The following is an 18,992-nucleotide window of genomic DNA, read 5'->3' as shown; positions in this document are numbered from 1 at the left end:
TTAATCCTTTCCGACGTGGAGAATCGCGAGGAAGGCTTCCTGCGGCACGTCGACACGGCCGAGGGACTTCATCCGCTTCTTACCTTCTTTCTGCTTGTTCAGCAGTTTCTTCTTACGACTCACGTCACCACCGTAGCACTTGGCGGTTACGTCTTTACGCAGCGCCTTGACAGTGCTGCGAGCGATGATCTGGTTGCCGATGGCCGCCTGAATGGCGATATCGAACATCTGGCGAGGGATCAGCTCGCGCATCTTCTCCACCACCTGACGACCGCGATACTGGGCGTTGTCCTTGTGAGTGATGATGGCCAGGGCATCGACGCGCTCACCGTTGATCATGATGTCCAGACGGACCATGTCGGAGGTTTCGAAACGCTTGAAGCCGTAGTCCAGCGAGGCGTAACCGCGACTGGTGGACTTCAGACGGTCGAAGAAGTCGAGCACCACTTCCGCCATCGGGATTTCATAGGTCAGTGCCACCTGTTTGCCGTGATAGACCATGTTGGTCTGCACGCCACGCTTCTCGATACAGAGGGTGATCACGTTGCCCATGTACTCCTGCGGCAGCAGGATATGACACTCGGCGATCGGCTCGCGCATCTCCTTGATGCTGGTGATGGCAGGCATCTGGGCCGGGCTGTCGATATGGATGGTGGAGCCGTCGGTCAGCTCGATCTCGTAGACTACGGTCGGCGCCGTGGTGATCAGATCCAGATCGTATTCACGCTCCAGACGCTCCTGAATGATCTCCATGTGCAGCATGCCGAGGAAGCCACAACGGAAGCCGAAGCCCAGCGCAGTGGAGCTCTCCGGTTCGAAGAACAGGGAGGCATCGTTCAGGGAGAGCTTGTCGAGGGCGTCACGGAACGACTCGTAGTCATCGCTGGAGATGGGGAACAGACCCGCATAAACCTGCGGCTTCACCTTCTTGAAGCCAGCCAGCGCCTTGTCGGCACCATTCTTGGCCTGAGTCAGGGTATCGCCCACCGGCGCGCCGTGGATGTCCTTGATACCGCAGACAACCCAACCTACCTCGCCACAGCCCAGCCCCTGGGTATCCACCTGCTTGGGCGTGAAGATACCGATACGATCGACACCCCACACCTGACCGGTGCTCATCACCTTGATCTTGTCGTTCTTCTTCAGGGAACCGTTCTTGATCCGCACCAAAGAGACAACGCCCAGATAGGAGTCGAACCAGGAGTCGATGATCAGCGCCTGCAGCGGGGCATCCGGGTCACCTTCCGGCGCCGGGATCTTGGCGACGATCTCTTCCAGCACTAGGTCAACACCCAGGCCGGTCTTGGCGGAGCAGCGCACCGCATCGACCGCGTCGATACCGACGATGTCTTCGATCTCCTCGGCAACCCGCTCGGGTTCTGCAGCCGGCAGGTCAATCTTGTTCAGCACCGGCACCACTTCCAGATCCATTTCCATGGCGGTATAGCAGTTGGCCAGAGTCTGTGCCTCAACCCCCTGGCCGGCATCCACCACCAGCAGCGCCCCTTCACAGGCCGCCAAAGAGCGGGAGACCTCGTAGGAGAAATCCACGTGGCCCGGGGTGTCGATAAAGTTCAGCTGGTAGGTGTTACCGTCTTGTGCCTGGTAGTTCAGGGTCACACTCTGTGCTTTGATGGTAATGCCGCGCTCGCGCTCCAGATCCATGGAGTCAAGCACCTGAGCCTGCATCTCGCGGTCGGACAAGCCACCGCAAGTCTGGATCAGACGGTCCGACAGGGTCGATTTACCGTGGTCGATGTGCGCAATAATCGAAAAGTTACGAATGTGTTTCATCGAGCAAGAGTCACTCAAAATTAGTTAAGGTCAGTTATGGAGGCGCGATTTTACTGGATAACCCGGCTGACGGCCATTCTTTAGTCGCCAGCGCCAGTGAAATAGCGCCTGTTCAGTCAGGGGAGGATGCGGACAGGGACGACCACGCCGAGCATCTGCGGGCCGTAGCGCCCCTGATCCAGGCGGTTGGAAAAGTAACGAACCAGTAAAAAGCCCAGCACGCCCCCAAGCAGGCAGCAGAGAATGGTGATCCCCTCCCCCCCCGAGAGCAGCGGTGCCAGCCAGAGCTGCCCCAGCAAGGCGCCAGCAAGCAGGCAAAACAGCGGCAACACATAGACCAGCGCCGCCCCGCGCAGCAGACTCTCTTGCGGGATACCGAGCCTCACTTGCTGGCCAACCCGCACCTCGGCGGTGAGCCTGACCCGCAAGCGGGGAGCTTTCAGGGGAAATGCCTTGGCCACGGTGCCGGTACCGCAGTTGGACTGCTGCTGACAACCACTACAGGCGGAGCGACGCTCGCACTCCACCCAGGCATGGTCACCCTCAATGGCCACCACGGTCGCCAGCTCTTCACTCATCTCATTCACGGCAACACCTCGTGCTCATGCAATGGCAGGATCTGAACACGACTCACAGCCAACGGCAAGCCGCACACTACTGTGAACCCAGAACATGGACTCACTGCACCGCTTCGTTGCGAGCCAGCGGCTGCACCGACTCGGCGATGCGTTTGGCTGTCTCGGCAGGCACTTCCCCAACCACGGTGATCTCGACCCCCACCTCGTTGACGTAGCTCACCAGCGAGGTCGCCCCCTGGCGGATCAGCTGCTGGCGCACCGCCTGCTTGGGATCGACCCGAGAGACGTAGACCGAGAGATCCACCAGGCCATCGGAGAGCATCATGTAATCCACCGGTACACTGGTGGTCACCAGCTGGTGCCGGTCTTGCGACAGCACCTTGAAGCCATCGGGCAACCAGGTGATCTGCCAGTTCAACTGCTGTTGCGGCGCCGGATAGGCATCCTCCAGCGCCAGCGCCGAGGGCTGCTTGCTGTTGGCCAGCTTTACCAGCCATGGGGACGGTTTTTGTTGCAATTGCAGATCCACCCCCAGCATCTGCTCCACCAGATTGCCCTCCCGCTCCACCATGTCGACTCGCAGCAACAGGTGACTACGTTCGTCAATCCAGAGCACAAAGCCATATTTGTCAGCTTCCTTGGGAACCAACCTGACGACTTGAGCGACCTCGCCGGCCACCCGGCTACGGCCAGCAAGCACAGGATCATAACTCTCCAGCACCTGTGCCAACGGCATCTTCACCAGGGTCGACCAGATACCGGGAAAGCGGGCATCCTTCAGGGTGTAGGGATCATGGCTGTTTTCAAAAAAAGTGTATTCATTCTGACGCTGGAGATACTCGATCGCCTTGCCATCGAGATAGCTGAGATGGGCTACCTCCTTGCCATCGATCACGGCATGGCTGATGCGGATCGGTTCAAGACGTCCCTGACGGGCCTTGACCATGGACAATTCGAAGTTCTGTTGCTGCACGGCACTCTGCATCTGCTGCAACAAGGCCTCGGCCGACTTATCGTCGGCCGAGGCCTTGGCACTGATCAGCAGGAGAGAGGCCAGTAAAATACGGCTGTACTGGCGCACGTTGATATCCCTGACGACTCGTTATTGTTGGTTCTGCCTGTCTTGCAACAGGCGTTGTTGCAACTGGTGGTCACGCAGGAAGGCGTTGATCCGCTCCCGCTGTTCCTGCATCTGCTGTTCGGTCAGACCTTGCTGACGGGCACGGGCACCATCCTGTTGCGGATAATGGACGCTCACAGGCGCCGCGCTGCCACCGATTGGAATGGTATTGAGCACCGGATTGGCCGGAACGCCATCCTGTCCCTGATAATGCTGCACTCCGAAGATAACAGCGGCGGCCACGGAGGCGGCAATGGCGTATTGCCCCAGTTGCTGACCGACACGGCGGAACAACGGAACCACATTGGAATCTGTCTTGACAGGTGCAACGACAGGTTGCAGTACGGGAGCCGTCTCGACCGGCTTGGGTGCCAGTATGGTGGGCTCATCCTCCAGCGCAGTCATGATGCTGTCACTGAGATCCAGTTGCAGATTGACCGGCAGGTCACCCCGCATGGCATCGCCGATCAGGTGGTAACGACCCCAAGTATCTTGCAAGTCGGAGTCCATCTCCAGCTCGTTCAGTACCTCTGCGTCACTCAGCTCACCATCCATCAGGGCAGAGATTTGCTCTTTATTTGCCATAAGTTAACCCGTCTTTCCCCAGTTAATTCTCGATCAGAGGTTGCAGCTTTTTATCGATTGCTTCCCTCGCCCGGAAGATACGGGATCTGACCGTACCCACAGGGCAATCCATGATTTCGGCAATCTCTTCGTAGCTCAGCCCTTCCAGTTCGCGGAGGGTGATAGCTGTCCTCAGGTCTTCCGGCAATGCCTCTATGGCTGAAAACACGGTGCGTTTGATCTCGTCAGTCAGCGCCAGGTTTTCGGGGGTTGAGACCTCTTGCAAGGCTTCACCGCCGCCATAAGACTCCGCTTCGTCAGCCTCCACATCACTGCTCGGGGGCCTACGCCCCTGGGAGGTCAGATAGTTCTTCGCCGTGTTCACGGCAATTCGGTACAACCAGGTGTAAAAAGCACTTTCGCCACGGAATGTCGGCAATGCACGGTAGGCTTTTATAAAGGCCTCTTGCGCCACATCGGGCACATCGCCGGGATTGTTGACATACCTGGCAACCAGGTTGACCACCTTTTGCTGGTATTTTTTTACCAACAGGTTGAAAGCTGCTTTATCGCCGCGCTGGACCCGTTCAACCAGTTGTTCGTCCAGTAGATTCTGGTCGCTCATCAGAGCCGTAAAACCCCCATCAGGTTATCGTTTTTCTTTTCCGGCCCTTCCTAAGCGCACAAGTTCAGACAGGGAGAATCAGAGAAAGTTCGCTTCAATTGAAAAAAATGTGATGCAAGCTGCATCCTCGCCCTCGCTTGGGCTACCATGGTGCCAGTTCTTAATCCAGGCCAATGATACTTATGAAAGCAAGTGTTGAATACCTTTGCGATGTACTGATCATTGGCAGCGGTGCCGCTGGTTTGTCCCTCGCGTTGCGATTGGCAGACCACGCCAAAGTCTTGGTTCTGAGCAAGGGGCCCATCAGTGAAGGGGCCACTTTCTATGCGCAAGGAGGCATCGCTGCCGTTTTCGACGAAACCGACAGCATCGAATCTCACGTGAGCGACACGCTCAACGCGGGCGCCGGGTTGTGTGACCCGGCAGTGGTGGAGTTCACCGCTCGCCACGCCCGCGAATCCATCCAGTGGCTCATTCAGCAAGGGGTCCCCTTCGATCAGGAGGAGAACGCCGACGGCGAATCCCAGTACCACCTCACCCGGGAAGGGGGCCACAGCCATCGCCGCATCTTCCACGCGGCGGATGCCACTGGCAAGGCGGTGCAACTGACCCTGATCGATCAGGTGCGCGCTCACCCCAATATCCAGTTGATGGAGCGCTTCAACGCGGTCGACCTCATCACCACCCGCAAGCTCAACCTGCCGGGCAACAAGGTGCTGGGCGCCTACGTCTGGAACCGCAACGCCGAGCAGGTCGAGGTGATCCGCGCCCGTTTCGTGGCGCTGGCCACCGGTGGTGCTTCCAAGGTCTACCAGTACACCTCCAACCCGGATGTGAGCTCTGGTGATGGTATCGCCATGGCATGGCGGGCCGGCTGCCGGGTGGCGAACCTGGAGTTCAACCAGTTCCACCCCACCAGTCTGTTCCACCCGGACGACCCCAACTTCCTGCTGACCGAAGCGCTGCGTGGCGAGGGGGCCTATCTGCGCCGCCCGGACGGCAGCCGCTTTATGCCGGAGTTTGACGAGCGGGCCGAGCTGGCACCGCGCGATATCGTCGCCCGCGCCATCGACCACGAAATGAAGCGGCTCGGGGCGGATTGCATGTATCTGGATATCAGCCACAAACCGGCCGATTTCATCATCAAGCACTTCCCGACCATTTATGAGCGCTGCCTCGCGGTCGGCATCGACATCACCAAGGAGCCGATGCCCATCGTGCCGGCCGCCCACTACACCTGTGGCGGCGTGATGATCGACAACAACGGCCAGACCGATATCCCCGGCCTCTATGCCATCGGCGAAGTGACCTACACCGGTCTGCACGGCGCCAACCGCATGGCCTCCAACTCCCTGCTGGAATGCGTGGTCTATGCCCATCAGGCAGGGGCCGATATTCTGGCCAAGCTGCCGATGAGCGTGGAGCCGCCGCGCCTGCCGGTATGGGACGAGAGCAAGGTGGAAGATTCCGACGAACTGGTGGTGATCCAGCACAACTGGCACGAACTGCGGTTGATGATGTGGGACTACGTGGGGATAGTGCGTACCAACAAACGCCTGGCCCGCGCCAAGCGCCGCATCGACCTGCTCAAGCAGGAGGTGCAGGAGTACTACGCCAACTTCCGTGTCTCCAACAACCTGCTGGAGCTGCGCAACCTGCTGCAGGTGGCCGAGCTTATCGTCAACTGCGCCCTGCAGCGCAAAGAGTCTCGCGGCCTGCACTACAACCTGGATCATCCGGATATGCTGCCGGACTCCAAGCCAACCGTACTGACCCCGGAGCGGGATTAATCCCCTTCCCGCCAAGCATTGCAGCAATCAGTGACCCCGCCCCGGCGGGGTCACTTGTTTTCAACCGCTTTTCAGCCACATGGCAACAGCTTATCGCGCTAAATCAGCGCATGGTCATCACGGAAAGCAGGCGTCAGCGCCGAGATGGCAGAAAGTGGATGGCTCGCGCCAGCAGGCGGTAATGTTCGGGGGGAAGGGCGTCGGAGAAGAGCCACAGTTGCCGTGGCGACGCCGATTCAGAGCCTTCCGGCTCGGGACAAAGCGCCAGCCTGAGCACGCCGGGCAAAATGCGGCTTTTCTTGCCGAGCTGATAGCGGCAACCTTGCCACTGTAGCCACTGACCATCCCAGACAAGCTCGAACGGGGGCGCGGCGAGCACCCGCCAGCTCAGCCAGAGCGACACCAACCAGACGGGCAGCAACAGTGCCCACTGCCAACCGCCAATCAGGCCAGCCACCGGCCAGAGCAGCAACAAAAAGAGGGCCACCAGCAAACATTGCTGATGGCGGGAGGGGTGAACCGTCATGATCACCCGCTCCACAGTATTACCCCTGGCGGTCGTGGCGCGCCTGATTGCGCTCCAGGATCATCGGGATCATGGCGGCAAATGCGGGATCGGCAGGGACACCATGACCCATGCACCATTTGAACAGATCCGGATCGTCGCTCGCCAGCAGGCGGATAAAGGTCTGCTGATCGGCTTCGCTCAGGGAGTCGAACTCGTGTTCGAAAAAGGGCATAAAGATCACATCCAGCTCGAGCATACCGCGACGGCAGGCCCACTTCAGGCGGGATTTTTCAACTGGGCTCAACATGGCACTCTCCTTACAAAGACCGGGGGATGGTACCAGCTGGATTTTCCGGCTGACAAACATTAGTTACGTCTTTACCATGCAGCTCACATACTTTCTCTCTGGAATACCATCGTGAGCCTGCAACCACCTGTTTTTCCTGCCGAGCCGACCCGCTTCTCCCTGACCAAGCTGGCCATCACCCGTATCAGCGGCCAGGATCGAGCCAAATATCTGCAAGGTCAGGTCACCTGTGATGTCAACGCCCTGCAACCGGGGCAACAGACCCAGGGTGGCCACTGTGATCCCAAGGGCAAGCTGTGGAGCAATTTCCGCCTGCTCTGCCTCGACGACAGCCTGCTGCTGCTGACCAGCCCCTCGGTGCTGGAACGTCAGTTGCCGGAGCTGAAGAAATTTGCCGTCTTCTCCAAGGTCGAGATCACCGCCGATGAGCGTCACGCTACCGGGATCGCCGGTACGGGCAGCGATGGCTGGATCGCCGCGCAGTTTGGCCTTGAGCAGAGCGGTCTGATCGATGGCGGCATGGCGGTGAAGATTGAGCAGGATCGCTGGCTGCTGGTGAGCAATCAGCAAGCCGACACCCTGCCGCAAGGTGACGAGTCACTCTGGTGGGGGCTCGAGATCAAGGCGGGCCTGCCACATATGGAAGCGGTGCATCAGGGGGAGTTCATCCCGCAGATGCTCAACCTGCAGGCGCTGGACGGTATCAGCTTCAATAAGGGCTGCTACATGGGGCAGGAGACGGTGGCCCGCGCCAAGTATCGCGGCGCCAACAACCGCGCCCTGTTCCTGCTGGCGGGGACTACCGGCGAGCCAGTTGCCAGCGGCGATACCCTGGAGCTGCAACTGGGTGACAACTGGCGTCGCAGCGGCATGGTGCTCAACGCCTGGCAACAGGCCGGGCAGGTGTGGCTCACCGCCGTGCTACCAAAAGATACCGAGGCTGACGCCCAATTCCGCCTCAAGCAGGACGAAGGCTCCCGCCTCACCCTGCAACCCTTGCCTTACGCCCTGACCGAGTAAGGTCGGCTAGCGAGGCACCCGCGCCAGCAGTGCCTCCTTCAGCCAGCGCCCCGCCTGCCCCAGCGGGCGGGCGCGATGCCACTGCAACTCCAGCGCCAGCGCGTGGCTGGCGATAAAGTCCGGCTCCAGCACCACCACTTCGCCGCGAGCCAGCGGCTGATGCAGCAGAAATTCCGGGATGGCGGACCAGCCAAGGCCCCGCTTGACCAGCTCCAGCACCCCGAGATCCCCCTCGACCCACCACACCTGAGCCGAGATGCGAAAACGCTGGCGCTCGCTCCCTTCACGTCGGCCGGTCACCATCAGCTGACGTGCCCCCTGCAGATCGACCTCCCGCAGCGGCTGCTTGCGGGCCAGCGGATGATCCGGTGACACCACCAGCGGCATGGTCACCTCCCCCAGCGAATGGGCGATAATCTCCCGCTGGGGATGCACCTTCTGATAACTGATGCCGAGCTGGGCCCGACCTGTCACCAGCATCTCGGTCACATCTTCCATCAGCGGGAAGAGCAGCTCCAGCTCCACGGTCGGGTAACGAGTGGCGAACTCCTCCAGCAGGGTGCCGAGCCAGGGTAGGTGGGAGTCATCATCGATGGCCAGAGTGAGCCGCGTCTCCACCCCGGCCGCCAGCTCCCCGGCAATGGATTGCAATCGTTCACTCTGCGCCAGCAGGATCCCCGCCTCCTGCACCATGCGGGCCCCCGCCTCCGTCAGCTGCGGATAGCGGCCGCTGCGGTCAAACAGGGTGAGCGCCAGATCGATCTCCAGATTGGCGATGGCGCTGCTCACCACCGACTGCGCCTTGCCCAGCTTGCGGGCGGCAGCGGAAAACGAGCCGGTTTCGGCGGCCGCCAGCAAGATCCTCAGTTGTTCCAGTGATGGCGTCATCTTATGGCCCTCCGGCAAGCTCTCTCATCCATCTATTTTAGCGATGGATACCAACATGAATCTATCGCTAAAGATCTATAGATTAACCAGCAATCCGTGAATAAATCTGATTGAGAGAGTGACTTATGCGTACCCGTAACGATCGCCTGCGCCATGCCATTGGCTTTGAATTCATTGGCCTGCTGATTGCCGCCCCGCTGGCCAGCTGGGTTACCGGGGTCGGGCTCAACCATATGGGCCCGCTGGCACTGTTCTTCTCGGTGCTGGCCACCGTCTGGAACTACATCTACAACATCGGGGTCGACAAGCTGCTGCTGAAATATCAGGGCCATACCCACAAGACCCTGTGGCAACGGGTGCTGCATACCTTCGGCTTTGAGGGCGGTCTGCTGATCGTCGCGCTGCCGGTCATGTCCTGGTGGCTGAGCGTCAGCATGCTGGAGGCGCTGGTGCTGGATCTGGGCTTCGTCGTCTTCTACCTGATCTATGCCTTCGTCTACAACTGGGGCTATGACAAGGTGTTCCCCATCCCCCGCGAAGTGCCGCACGGCATGCCCCAAGAGGCGCGCTAAGGCGCAAATCGATTGGGCCGGAACCGAGAAGCGAAGGTCAACAAGAGAAGGCAACAGAAGAAACGACACGGCCCCACCATGGCAGACATGATAGGGCCGCAACAGGGATCAGCGCTGGCAGGCCGGCTGATTCAGAGGTAAGGATTCAGGCCTGCCCGTCGCTCAGGCCTGGGCCTGGGCCTGGGCCTGGGCCTGGGCCTTGAATTCTTCGCCGCTCTCGTCAGTTGCAACAGCCTCTTCAGGCTGGGCCTGAGCGGTCTGCAGCGCTTCCAGCTCGCTCTGATAATCGCTCAGGATCTGCTGGGCAACCGCCATATCTCCCTTGTGTTTGCGCTCGAACAGATGGTGCTGCACCACGCCGTTGAGATACTCCACCGTGATGGGCTGCTCCAGGGTGGCCATCAGCTCCTCTTTCTCCAGCTCGGCATTGATTTCATCGGCGGTCGTGCGCAGCAGCCCGGCCAATTGAACCAACATGCGGCGCTCACCTTCGCGCAGCAGGCTCAACATGCGGTTTCTCTGCTGCTCATTCTGTTGGGTCATACATTTCCTTACGTCAATTGGGAACAAGCCCGCTCATTCTGCCCTGTCCCCATGACAGCGTCTATCTCATGCCCCCCACAAATTTTTGGCGCTGGCTCACAAATGGCTACAGATGCTATTTGAAGTGGCTCTGGGGTATAGTAGCCGCTGATTTTCAGGCGCTTTTTTCACCTTCATCCGCGGAAAGGGATGAGACGGCAAGGGCGCCTGCCCGGTTTACCCCAACGAGGTGAAGATCCGCTTTATGACCGACGCCATTGTGGTGCTCTGCACCTGCCCAGATCAAACCAGTGCCGACCTTCTCTGCGAACAGCTGCTGAACCAGCAGTTGGCCGCCTGCATCAATCAACTGCCGGGCATTACCTCCGTCTATCGTTGGCAAGGCAAGGTGGAGCGCGCCACCGAGATCCAGCTCATCATCAAATCCCGCCAGCCACTCTTTGCCGAGCTGCTGGCATGTATTCAAATCCATCACCCCTATGAGGTGCCCGAGCTGCTGGCCCTGCCGGTAAGTGCCGGACTGCCCGCCTATCTCGACTGGCTCAATGGGGAGAGCGCATGACGTTCACCCGCTTGCTCTCTCCCCTGTTGCTGCTCTGTGCCCTGTTGATGACAACAGTGGGCAGCGCCCCAGCACACGCCAGCGGCGCCGATCTGCTCAGCTCGCTGGGCATTGAGGCCAACGCCAAACCCAAATTTTTGCAGGTCGATGAGGCCTTTCAGATCGAGAGCGAACAGCGTGGCGATCAGCTGCTGCTGACCCTCCACATCGCCGACGATTACTACCTCTATCGCCACAGCCTGCGTTTCAAGGGGAACAACCTCACCTTCAGCGAGCCGACCCTGCCGGAAGGCACCGAGCACGAGGATGACTTCTTCGGCAAGACCCGGGTCTACTACCAGCAGGTGAGCATCGCGGTGCCGCTAAAGGAGGTGGGGGAAAATGCCACCCTGCGGGTGCGCTATCAGGGCTGTACCGACGGCCTCTGCTACCCGCCGACCGACAAGCTGATCGATGTGGCCCCGCTGGTCACGGCAACCACAGCGTCCACTGCTGAAACGGCACAAAGCGTCGCACCGGTTAGCCAGCAGGATCAGCTCGCCGCCGCCCTCGGCAATCAGGGGTTCTGGCTCAGCATCGTCGCCTTCTTCGCGCTGGGGCTGGGGCTCGCCTTCACCCCCTGCGTATTCCCCATGTACCCAATCCTGACCGGCATCATCGCCGGTGCCGGCCATCGCCTCTCCACCGGCCGCGCCTTCCTGCTCTCCATGGTCTATGTGCAGGGGATGGCGGTCACCTACACCCTGCTGGGGCTGGTAGTGGCCTCGGCAGGTCTTAAATTCCAGGCGGCGCTGCAACACCCCTATGTGCTGATCGGCCTCTCGGTGATGTTCGTGCTGCTGGCCCTCTCCATGTTCGGACTCTATACCCTGCAACTGCCGAGCAGTTTGCAAACTCGGCTCTCCAGTCTCTCCAACCGCCAGCAGGGCGGCTCTGTGGTCGGGGTCGCTATCATGGGAATGATCTCCGGGCTGGTCTGCTCCCCCTGCACCACGGCGCCGCTCTCGGGGGCGCTGATCTACGTGGCCCAGAGCGGCGATCTCTGGCTCGGCGGGGCGGCGCTCTATGCGCTGTCACTGGGGATGGGGCTACCGCTGCTGCTGCTCGGCACCTCGGGTGGCAAGCTGCTGCCCAAAGCGGGCGCCTGGATGGATGTGATCAAGCAGCTGTTTGGTTTTGCCCTGCTGGCGGTGCCCATCCTGCTGCTGTCACGGCTCTGGAGCGATCAAGTTACTACCCTCGCCTGGCTCGGCTGGGGGCTGCTGCTGTGCGGTTATCTCTATCACCACAACCAGCACCAGCCCCACTCGGTGGCCAGAAGCGTGCGCGGTTTCGTGCTGTTGCTGGCGATGATCAGCGCCGTGGTAGTGGGCAAGGATCTGCTGCAACCGGCCCCCCCTGCTGCCATCACGGCGGATGCCAGTCAAACGGCACCTCAGTTTATCCGCATCAAGACGCTGGATGATCTCAAGGTGCAGCTGGCCGCCGCTCGCGGCAAGCCGGTGCTGCTCGACCTCTACGCCGACTGGTGCGTCGCCTGCAAGGAGTTCGAGCACAAGACCTTCAGCGATCCCACGGTGAGGGAGCGCTTCGGCCAGATGGTGCTGCTGCAGGCGGATGTTACCGCCAACGACGATGCCGATATCGAGCTGCTCAACGGCCTCAATGTGCTGGGGCTGCCGACCCTCATCTTCTTCGACCGCGAGGGCAAGGAGCTGACAGGCCTGCGGGTCACCGGTTTTATGGGGCCTGCCGAGTTTCTGGGCAAACTTGATCAGCTACGCTGACCAACGGCCCCCCTGTCGACAGGCAGGGGCCGCCTCATACGTTACGCACTGATTTTTCTGGCAATCCCTTGTATATGACCGGCAGCATGGCAGAATTTGCCCTTCGATTGTCTCGCCCGTCCGGAGTTTTGATGAAAAAGTGGTTCATCCCCCTGCTAGCCCTCTGGCTTTATGGCTGCAGTGCAGGGCCCGGTGAAGAGGATATCCGGAGCCAAGTTACCGCCAAGCTGCTGGCCGAGACAGACGCCAACCTGTTCGATATCAGCGACTTCACCATCCTCGGCAAGGAGGAGCGGATGGAGGGGGTCTATCTGGTCAAGGTGAGTTACCAGCTCCACTTCAAGCAGGGGCTCGATCAGTTGCAGGTATTGCACGACGAGGATCTGGTCTACGACCGGGTTGGCCCCTTCCAGCAGGAGATGGGTCTGATGGAGCTCGAGCGTAAATATGGCGAGTTCGAGGCGGGCCAGGTGCTGCCGCAAGAGGCAGAGGTGTGGATGATGAAGAGCGAACAGGGCTGGCGGCTGGCGGAACCAGCGCAATAAAAGGCAACAAGCCCCTCATGTCTCTGCAACGGCGGGGCTGCCGTTGCCAACCAGCTCAAACCTGGGTATCGACCCGATACCCTTTTCGCTCGGCAGGTTCGTTCGGCAGCTTGCTGGCCAACCCTGACAGTACCTCCTTGAGGGTGACCCCGCTCTCTGCCGCACCGCTGCTCTCCAGCAGCTTGGTCAGCTGGCTCTGCAAGGGGTTCACCGCTTCGATCTCGGCTCCTGGTTCGCTCTCTTTTCCCTGCCCGCCCTGTTGATCCAGCGTCTCCAGCAGGCGCTCCAGATCCCGCTTGAGCGGATTTTCGCTGCTGTCGGCGATGGCGAGTTTGCGCTGTTCCTGCTCTTGCCGCTGTTGTTGCTGCAATGCCAACTGTTGTTCCTGCTGCTGTTGCAGGGCGCCCATCATGGTGTTGATGAACGCTTCCAGCGAATCTCTGATTGAGATGCGGCTCCCGCTGCTATCCTCCCCTTGCGGCGACAGCCCGAGCTCATCCAGCACGGCGCCAAGATCGCGTACCATACGGCTGTCACTGCCCGTTGATGGTGAGGTCACAGCCCGCTCCTGTGCCTGCGCAGCGGGAGATCCCTGCCGTTGCGCCAGCGGGGTGAGCCCGCCTGACGCGACCACATTTATCTCCATCTTGGCCCTCCTTCACATCTTTTTCGGCCAGCGAACCCGCTCTTGTTCGCCTGGCCCGGCATCACGCTCACACCTAAAAGATAGCGCCAACCAGCAGGGATTGGCGCGAATGCATCTTTTGGTCTATCAGGCGAGATAATTGTGCCAACCCGCTATAAACAAGGGGCTGGCAAGAGTGCCTCGTTCAACCATCACTACGCAGGCTGATAATCGGAGTCAGAAGATATCCTTCATCCGGTGCCACAGCATCCCCAGTGCCAGCAGCGGAGAGCGCAGCGCCGGGCCACCGGGGAAGGTGATGTGAGGCACGCTGGCGAAGAGATCGAAACCCCGGCTCTCGCCGCGGATCGCCTCGGCTACCAGCTTGCCCGCCATATGGGTGGCGTTGAGACCGTGCCCCGAGTAGGCCTGGGCATAGAGCACATTGGGATGCTCCTTGAGACGGCCAATCTGCGGCAGCCGGTTGGCGCCGATCCCGATCATCCCGCCCCACTGGAACTCGATGGCGGTACCAGCCAGCTCGGGGAAGACCCGCAGCATCTTGGGCAGCATGAAGGCCTTGATATCGCGGGGATCCCTTCCCGAGTAGTTACAGGCCCCGCCGAACAGCAGACGACCGTCGGCGGAGAGGCGGTAGTAGTCGAGGGCCACGTTCTGATCGCACACCGCCATGTTTTGCGGCAGCAAGCGCTGGCGCAAGCGGCGATCCAGCACCTCGGTAGCGAGAATGTAGGAGCCCGCGGGCAGCACCCGCCCTCCCAGCTCCGGATTGAGGTCGTTGAGGTAGGCGTTGCAGCCGATCACCAGATAGTCAGAGGTGACCCGACCATGAGCCGTGGTCACCTCGACCTGCTTGCCGTAATCGATATGGGTCACCCGGGAGTGTTCAAACAGGGAAACCCCGAGGCTGGCTGCGGCGCGCGCCTCGCCGAGCGCAAGATTGAGAGGATGCAGGTGGCCGGAGCCCATGTCGATAAGGCCGCCGATATAGCGATCCGATCCCACCACGCTATGGATATCTTCCCGCGGCACCAGTTTGAGTTCGTGCTCATAGCCGAGGCTCGCCAGATGCGCGAGATCCTCTTCGAAACCGGCCAGATGACGCTGACGGGTCGCGAGGTCGCAGTAGCCCCAGGTGAGATCGCACTCGATGTTGAAGCGTTCGACCCGCTCGCGCACCAGCTGCACCGCCTCCAGCCCCATCAGGTCGAGTTCGCGCACCCCATCCTCACCAATCCAGCGGGCAAACTGGCTGGTATCGTGGCCGATACCGCGAATAAGCTGACCGCCGTTGCGCCCGGAGGCGCCCCAGCCGATGCGGTTGGCCTCCAGCAGCACCACCTTGTAGCCCGCATCAACCAGATTGATGGCGGTGTTGAGGCCAGTAAAACCGCCGCCGATAATGCAGACATCCGCTTTCAGCTCGGCCTCGAGTTCCGACCACTGCTGTGGATCGTTGCGGGTCGCCGCGTAGTAGGAGGCGACGTGCTCCTGATATCCGTTGTGCTTTCCTGCCTGCATACTCAGCATCCTGCCTTGGTTGCAAATTGTTTAATAAAATAAGCAAAGTTGTTTCGATAATACCCAGTTCCTCCTCCACTCACCAACCGGTGCGGATCACAGAAATGCAAAAGGCGCCCTGAAGGGCGCCTTTTCATGCAATCAAGGTGCTGTAACGAATTACAGTACGTCGATGGCGTTCAGGTCGGAGAATGCTTTCTCCAGACGAGCGATCATGGAAGTCTGACCTTCACGCAGCCATACGCGCGGATCGTAGTACTTCTTGTTCGGCTTGTCGGCGCCTTCCGGGTTGCCCAGCTGGCCTTGCAGGTAAGCTTCGTTCTTCTTGTAGAAGTTCAGCAGACCTTCCCAGGTTGCCCACTGGGTGTCGGTGTCGATGTTCATCTTCACTACGCCGTAGGAGATGGACTCGCGGATCTCTTCAAGAGTGGAACCTGAACCACCGTGGAATACGAAGTCCAGAGACTTGGCTGGAACGCCAAACTTCTCGGAAACGTACTTCTGGGAAGCGTCCAGGATGGACGGGGTCAGCTTGACGTTACCCGGCTTGTATACACCGTGTACGTTACCGAAGGAGGCAGCGATGGTGAAACGCGGGCTGATCTTGGACAGACGCTCGTAAGCGTAAGCAACATCTTCCGGCTGGGTGTACAGAGCGGACTGATCCATGTGGCTGTTGTCGACACCGTCTTCTTCGCCACCGGTGCAACCCAGTTCCAGCTCCAGAGTCATGTTCATCTTGGCCATGCGGGTCAGGTACTCGCAGCAGATGTCGATGTTCTCTTCCAGAGACTCTTCGGACAGATCCAGCATGTGGGAGGAGAACAGCGGCTTGCCGGTTTCAGCAAAGTGCTTCTCGCCCGCTTCCAGCAGACCGTCGATCCACGGCAGCAGCTTCTTGGCAGCGTGGTCGGTGTGCAGGATTACCGGCACGCCGTAGGCTTCGGCAACAGCGTGAACGTGCTTGGCACCAGAGATGGCACCCAGGATGGCAGCTTTCTGACCTTCCAGCTTCAGACCCTTACCGGCGGTGAACACGGCACCACCGTTGGAGAACTGAACGATAACCGGCGCTTTAACCTTGGCAGCAGCTTCCAGTACGGCGTTCACGGAGTCGGTACCAACGCAGTTTACGGCCGGCAGAGCAAAGCCGTTCTCTTTAGCGATGGCGAACACTTTCTGAACGTCATCACCAGTGATCACGCCGGGTTTTACGAAGTCGAAAATTTTCTTAGACATGTTTAATCGTCCTGTCTCGTATGCCGTTAATAAAAAATGGGGGGTTCATCATGAACCGGCACAGCGGGCACATGATAAACGAAACGGGAGGCTTTTGCCCCCCGTTCCGGGTCAATTAGGCTTTGGCGCGCTGTTCCAGAATCGCAACAGCCGGCAGAACCTTGCCTTCTACGAACTCCAGGAAGGCGCCGCCGCCAGTGGAGATGTAGGAGACTTTGTCAGCGATGCCGAACTTGTCGATGGCAGCCAGGGTGTCACCACCGCCAGCGATGGAGAAGGCCGGAGAAGCAGCGATGGCTTCAGCGATAACCTTGGTGCCTTCAGCGAACTGGTCGAACTCGAACACGCCAACCGGGCCGTTCCACAGGATGGTCTTGGCGTTCATGATGATGTCAGCCAGGGCCTTGGCAGAATCCGGGCCGATGTCGAAGATCATGTCGCCGTCAGTCACATCGTTAACAGACTTGATGGTCGCCGGAGTGGACTCGGAGAACTCGGCACCTACAACCACGTCGGTGGTCACAGGAATGTTGGTCTCGGCAGCCAGTTTCTTGGCGGTGTCGATCAGGTCGTGCTCGCACAGGGACTTGCCGACGTTGTGACCGGCAGCAGCGATGAAGGTGTTGGCGATGCCACCACCGACAACCAGCTGGTCAGCGATTTTGGAGAGGGATTCCAGAACGGTCAGCTTGGTGGAGACCTTGGAGCCGCCAACGATGGCAACCATCGGGCGCTCGGGCTTCAGCATGGCTTTGCCCAGGGCTTCCAGTTCACCCGCCAGCAGCGGACCAGCACAAGCGACCGGAGCGAACTGGGCAACACCGTAGGTGGAACCTTCGGCGCGGTGAGCAGTACCGAACGCATCCATTACAAAGACATCACACAGGGCGGCGTATTTTTTGGCCAGCTCTTCGGTGTTCTTCTTCTCGCCTTTGTTGAAGCGGCAGTTTTCCAGCACAACCAGCTCACCGGCAGCGACTTCTACGCCATCCAGGTAATCCTTGGCCAGGCGAACCGGGCAGGACAGAGCGTCTTTCAGATAGTTGACAACCGGAGCCAGGGAGAATTCTTCGTTGTATTCACCCTCGGTCGGACGACCCAGGTGGGAGGTGATCATCAGCTTGGCGCCCTTTTCCAGAGCCAGCTTGATGGTCGGCAGAGTCGCAACGATACGTGCATCGGAGGTGACCTTGCCGTCTTTTACCGGTACGTTCAGGTCAGCACGGATCAGAACGCGTTTACCCGCCAGATCCAGGTCAGTCATCTTGATAACAGACATATTCAGTCCTCTATATTTTCCAGGTAATGTTAAAAACAGTAACCTTTCGCCCGGGGCAGGCTCAGCCTGCGGCCATCATGGCCCGGGTGGTATCCAGCATCCGGTTTGCGAAGCCCCATTCGTTATCGCACCACATCAACATCTTGACGAGGTTGGCATCGCTCACCCGGGTCTGGGTACCATCAATGATGCAGGAGTGTGCATCATGATTGAAGTCTACGGAGACCAGCGGTTCTTCCGTGTAATCCAGAATACCGTGTAATGTACCTCTGGATGCCCGTTGCAGGGCTTGATTTACGTCACTAACTGTCACTTTTTTACGAACAGTAATACTGAGATCCATCGCTGTTACATTGATGGTCGGCACCCGCACCGCGATCGCCTCGAACTTGCCGGCGAAGTGGGGCAGGATACGCTCCAGCCCCTTTGCCAGCTTGGTGTCCACCGGAATGATGGACTGACTGGCAGCGCGGGTTCGGCGCAAGTCACTGTGGTAGGCATCGATGACTTGCTGATCGTGCATGGCCGAATGAATTGTCGTAATAGTACCACAATTTATCTCGAATTCTCGATGCAATGTTTCAATCACCGGCACCACGCAGTTGGTGGTACAGGAGGCGTTGGAGACGATCCGCTCGCGCCCCGTCAGCACCTGATGATTGACCCCGTAGACGATGGTAGCATCCACATCTGCTTCGGCCGGATGGGAGAACAATACCTTACCCGCCCCCGCCGCCAGATGCAGCTCGGCATCGGCCCGCGAGCCGAATACCCCGGTGCAATCGAGCACCACATCGACTCCCAGCGCCCGCCACGGCAGCTTTGACGGATCCCGCTCGGCAAACAGGGAGATAAGATCCTCCCCCACCAGCATGCTGTTGCCCGCCAGTTGCACCGGATGGTGGAAGCGACCGTGACTGGTATCGTAACGGGTCAGGTGCACCATGGCCTCGGGGGCCGCCAGCTCGTTGATGGCGACGATCTTGATGGTCTTGTCGCGCCCGCTTTCATAGAGGGCTCGCAACACGTTGCGACCGATCCGCCCGTAACCATTGATGGCAATCTTGATCATCGAGAATCCGTTTCCTTGAACCAGCAACAGGG

General features: G+C 59.6%; 20 protein-coding genes. 6 read left to right on the top strand and 14 right to left on the bottom strand.

What is annotated here, in order from left to right; all coding sequences use genetic code 11:
* The 5 genes from lepA to rpoE form a co-directional block, all read right to left on the bottom strand.
* Positions 1–1,794 carry a translation elongation factor 4 gene (gene lepA / locus G5380_RS19545; RefSeq protein WP_005335396.1) on the bottom strand — a complete coding sequence of 598 codons (1,794 nt, stop codon included), beginning with the start codon at positions 1,792–1,794 and terminating at the stop codon, positions 1–3.
* 116 nt (positions 1,795–1,910) lie between these two features.
* Entirely contained in the window at positions 1,911–2,372 is a 462-nt protein-coding gene (locus G5380_RS19540) for a SoxR reducing system RseC family protein (RefSeq protein ID WP_040068038.1), read from the bottom strand.
* 100 nt (positions 2,373–2,472) lie between these two features.
* Positions 2,473–3,453: a MucB/RseB C-terminal domain-containing protein gene (locus G5380_RS19535; protein ID WP_216980206.1), complete on the bottom strand. Its 981-nt coding sequence runs from the start codon at positions 3,451–3,453 to the stop codon at positions 2,473–2,475.
* 21 nt (positions 3,454–3,474) lie between these two features.
* The gene (locus G5380_RS19530) at positions 3,475–4,077 is read right to left on the bottom strand and encodes an RseA family anti-sigma factor (RefSeq protein ID WP_421205956.1); all 603 of its coding nucleotides are present in this window, start codon (positions 4,075–4,077) and stop codon (positions 3,475–3,477) included.
* Positions 4,078–4,099: 22 nt separating this feature from the next.
* Entirely contained in the window at positions 4,100–4,681 is a 582-nt protein-coding gene (rpoE, locus tag G5380_RS19525; RefSeq protein ID WP_042062096.1) for an RNA polymerase sigma factor RpoE, read from the bottom strand.
* 182 nt (positions 4,682–4,863) lie between these two features.
* On the opposite strand from rpoE, the gene nadB reads away from it, so the two are divergent.
* A complete protein-coding gene (nadB, locus tag G5380_RS19520; RefSeq protein ID WP_005335413.1) occupies positions 4,864–6,471 on the top strand; it encodes an L-aspartate oxidase in 1,608 nt (535 codons plus the stop codon).
* Positions 6,472–6,604: 133 nt separating this feature from the next.
* Here nadB and G5380_RS19515 read toward each other — a convergent pair whose 3' ends face one another.
* Both G5380_RS19515 and G5380_RS19510 read right to left on the bottom strand, forming a co-directional pair.
* Positions 6,605–6,997 carry a protein YgfX gene (locus G5380_RS19515; protein ID WP_421210107.1) on the bottom strand — a complete coding sequence of 131 codons (393 nt, stop codon included), beginning with the start codon at positions 6,995–6,997 and terminating at the stop codon, positions 6,605–6,607.
* A gap of 19 nt (positions 6,998–7,016) precedes the next feature.
* Positions 7,017–7,286 (bottom strand): succinate dehydrogenase assembly factor 2, encoded by a 270-nt coding sequence (locus G5380_RS19510; protein WP_005335417.1) that lies wholly within the window; start codon positions 7,284–7,286, stop codon positions 7,017–7,019.
* A gap of 111 nt (positions 7,287–7,397) precedes the next feature.
* Here G5380_RS19510 and ygfZ point away from each other — a divergent pair, with 111 nt between their 5' ends.
* Positions 7,398–8,306 (top strand): tRNA-modifying protein YgfZ, encoded by a 909-nt coding sequence (gene ygfZ / locus G5380_RS19505; RefSeq protein WP_421353040.1) that lies wholly within the window; start codon positions 7,398–7,400, stop codon positions 8,304–8,306.
* 6 nt (positions 8,307–8,312) lie between these two features.
* Here the strand turns inward: ygfZ and G5380_RS19500 are convergent, their stop codons facing one another.
* Complete coding sequence (locus G5380_RS19500) at positions 8,313–9,194, bottom strand: LysR family transcriptional regulator (protein WP_421328836.1); 882 nt, start codon at positions 9,192–9,194, stop codon at positions 8,313–8,315.
* A gap of 125 nt (positions 9,195–9,319) precedes the next feature.
* Here G5380_RS19500 and G5380_RS19495 point away from each other — a divergent pair, with 125 nt between their 5' ends.
* A complete protein-coding gene (locus G5380_RS19495) occupies positions 9,320–9,766 on the top strand; it encodes a PACE efflux transporter (RefSeq protein WP_005335423.1) in 447 nt (148 codons plus the stop codon).
* A 162-nt stretch (positions 9,767–9,928) separates the two neighbouring features.
* Here G5380_RS19495 and G5380_RS19490 read toward each other — a convergent pair whose 3' ends face one another.
* Positions 9,929–10,309, bottom strand: a complete 381-nt coding sequence (locus G5380_RS19490; protein ID WP_421353039.1) for a hypothetical protein — start codon at positions 10,307–10,309, stop codon at positions 9,929–9,931.
* Between the two features lie 244 nt (positions 10,310–10,553).
* On the opposite strand from G5380_RS19490, the gene cutA reads away from it, so the two are divergent.
* The 3 genes from cutA (at position 10,554) to G5380_RS19475 (ending at position 13,203) form a co-directional block, all read left to right on the top strand.
* The gene (cutA, locus tag G5380_RS19485) at positions 10,554–10,871 is read left to right on the top strand and encodes a divalent-cation tolerance protein CutA (protein ID WP_421353038.1); all 318 of its coding nucleotides are present in this window, start codon (positions 10,554–10,556) and stop codon (positions 10,869–10,871) included.
* Positions 10,868–12,658 (top strand): protein-disulfide reductase DsbD, encoded by a 1,791-nt coding sequence (locus tag G5380_RS19480; protein ID WP_421353037.1) that lies wholly within the window; start codon positions 10,868–10,870, stop codon positions 12,656–12,658. Before cutA ends, G5380_RS19480 begins: the two co-directional genes overlap by 4 nt.
* A gap of 131 nt (positions 12,659–12,789) precedes the next feature.
* On the top strand, positions 12,790–13,203 hold the full coding sequence (locus G5380_RS19475) for a hypothetical protein (RefSeq protein WP_139733337.1): 414 nt from the start codon (positions 12,790–12,792) through the stop codon (positions 13,201–13,203).
* A gap of 55 nt (positions 13,204–13,258) precedes the next feature.
* Here the strand turns inward: G5380_RS19475 and G5380_RS19470 are convergent, their stop codons facing one another.
* The 5 genes from G5380_RS19470 to epd form a co-directional block, all read right to left on the bottom strand.
* Positions 13,259–13,849 carry a hypothetical protein gene (locus G5380_RS19470; protein WP_266135361.1) on the bottom strand — a complete coding sequence of 197 codons (591 nt, stop codon included), beginning with the start codon at positions 13,847–13,849 and terminating at the stop codon, positions 13,259–13,261.
* Positions 13,850–14,065: 216 nt separating this feature from the next.
* Positions 14,066–15,370: an NAD(P)/FAD-dependent oxidoreductase gene (locus G5380_RS19465; protein ID WP_421210094.1), complete on the bottom strand. Its 1,305-nt coding sequence runs from the start codon at positions 15,368–15,370 to the stop codon at positions 14,066–14,068.
* 159 nt (positions 15,371–15,529) lie between these two features.
* On the bottom strand, positions 15,530–16,609 hold the full coding sequence (fbaA, locus tag G5380_RS19460; RefSeq protein ID WP_005340963.1) for a class II fructose-bisphosphate aldolase: 1,080 nt from the start codon (positions 16,607–16,609) through the stop codon (positions 15,530–15,532).
* Between the two features lie 115 nt (positions 16,610–16,724).
* A complete protein-coding gene (locus G5380_RS19455; RefSeq protein WP_005340965.1) occupies positions 16,725–17,888 on the bottom strand; it encodes a phosphoglycerate kinase in 1,164 nt (387 codons plus the stop codon).
* Between the two features lie 61 nt (positions 17,889–17,949).
* Entirely contained in the window at positions 17,950–18,960 is a 1,011-nt protein-coding gene (gene epd / locus G5380_RS19450) for an erythrose-4-phosphate dehydrogenase (RefSeq protein WP_421353036.1), read from the bottom strand.
* Positions 18,961–18,992 lie beyond the last annotated feature (32 nt).

The sequence above is a fragment of the Aeromonas sp. 604443 genome (assembly GCF_049170315.1).
Taxonomy (GTDB): domain Bacteria; phylum Pseudomonadota; class Gammaproteobacteria; order Enterobacterales; family Aeromonadaceae; genus Aeromonas; species Aeromonas veronii_A.
The sequence above is the reverse complement of the archived record's forward strand: the minus strand, read 5'-3'. Positions and strand labels throughout refer to the sequence as shown.

Bases quoted from the DNA above. Each gene is read 5' to 3' on its own strand.
- lepA (WP_005335396.1), bottom strand. From the start codon at position 1,794: ATGAAACACATTCGTAACTTTTCGATTATTGCGCACATCGACCACGGT.
- G5380_RS19540 (WP_040068038.1), bottom strand. From the start codon at position 2,372: ATGAGTGAAGAGCTGGCGACCGTGGTGGCCATTGAGGGTGACCATGCC.
- G5380_RS19530 (WP_421205956.1), bottom strand. From the start codon at position 4,077: ATGGCAAATAAAGAGCAAATCTCTGCCCTGATGGATGGTGAGCTGAGT.
- rpoE (WP_042062096.1), bottom strand. From the start codon at position 4,681: ATGAGCGACCAGAATCTACTGGACGAACAACTGGTTGAACGGGTCCAG.
- nadB (WP_005335413.1), top strand. From the start codon at position 4,864: ATGAAAGCAAGTGTTGAATACCTTTGCGATGTACTGATCATTGGCAGC.
- G5380_RS19515 (WP_421210107.1), bottom strand. From the start codon at position 6,997: ATGACGGTTCACCCCTCCCGCCATCAGCAATGTTTGCTGGTGGCCCTC.
- G5380_RS19510 (WP_005335417.1), bottom strand. From the start codon at position 7,286: ATGTTGAGCCCAGTTGAAAAATCCCGCCTGAAGTGGGCCTGCCGTCGC.
- G5380_RS19500 (WP_421328836.1), bottom strand. From the start codon at position 9,194: ATGACGCCATCACTGGAACAACTGAGGATCTTGCTGGCGGCCGCCGAA.
- G5380_RS19495 (WP_005335423.1), top strand. From the start codon at position 9,320: ATGCGTACCCGTAACGATCGCCTGCGCCATGCCATTGGCTTTGAATTC.
- G5380_RS19490 (WP_421353039.1), bottom strand. From the start codon at position 10,309: ATGACCCAACAGAATGAGCAGCAGAGAAACCGCATGTTGAGCCTGCTG.
- cutA (WP_421353038.1), top strand. From the start codon at position 10,554: ATGACCGACGCCATTGTGGTGCTCTGCACCTGCCCAGATCAAACCAGT.
- G5380_RS19480 (WP_421353037.1), top strand. From the start codon at position 10,868: ATGACGTTCACCCGCTTGCTCTCTCCCCTGTTGCTGCTCTGTGCCCTG.
- G5380_RS19475 (WP_139733337.1), top strand. From the start codon at position 12,790: ATGAAAAAGTGGTTCATCCCCCTGCTAGCCCTCTGGCTTTATGGCTGC.
- G5380_RS19470 (WP_266135361.1), bottom strand. From the start codon at position 13,849: ATGGAGATAAATGTGGTCGCGTCAGGCGGGCTCACCCCGCTGGCGCAA.
- G5380_RS19465 (WP_421210094.1), bottom strand. From the start codon at position 15,370: ATGCAGGCAGGAAAGCACAACGGATATCAGGAGCACGTCGCCTCCTAC.
- fbaA (WP_005340963.1), bottom strand. From the start codon at position 16,609: ATGTCTAAGAAAATTTTCGACTTCGTAAAACCCGGCGTGATCACTGGT.
- G5380_RS19455 (WP_005340965.1), bottom strand. From the start codon at position 17,888: ATGTCTGTTATCAAGATGACTGACCTGGATCTGGCGGGTAAACGCGTT.
- epd (WP_421353036.1), bottom strand. From the start codon at position 18,960: ATGATCAAGATTGCCATCAATGGTTACGGGCGGATCGGTCGCAACGTG.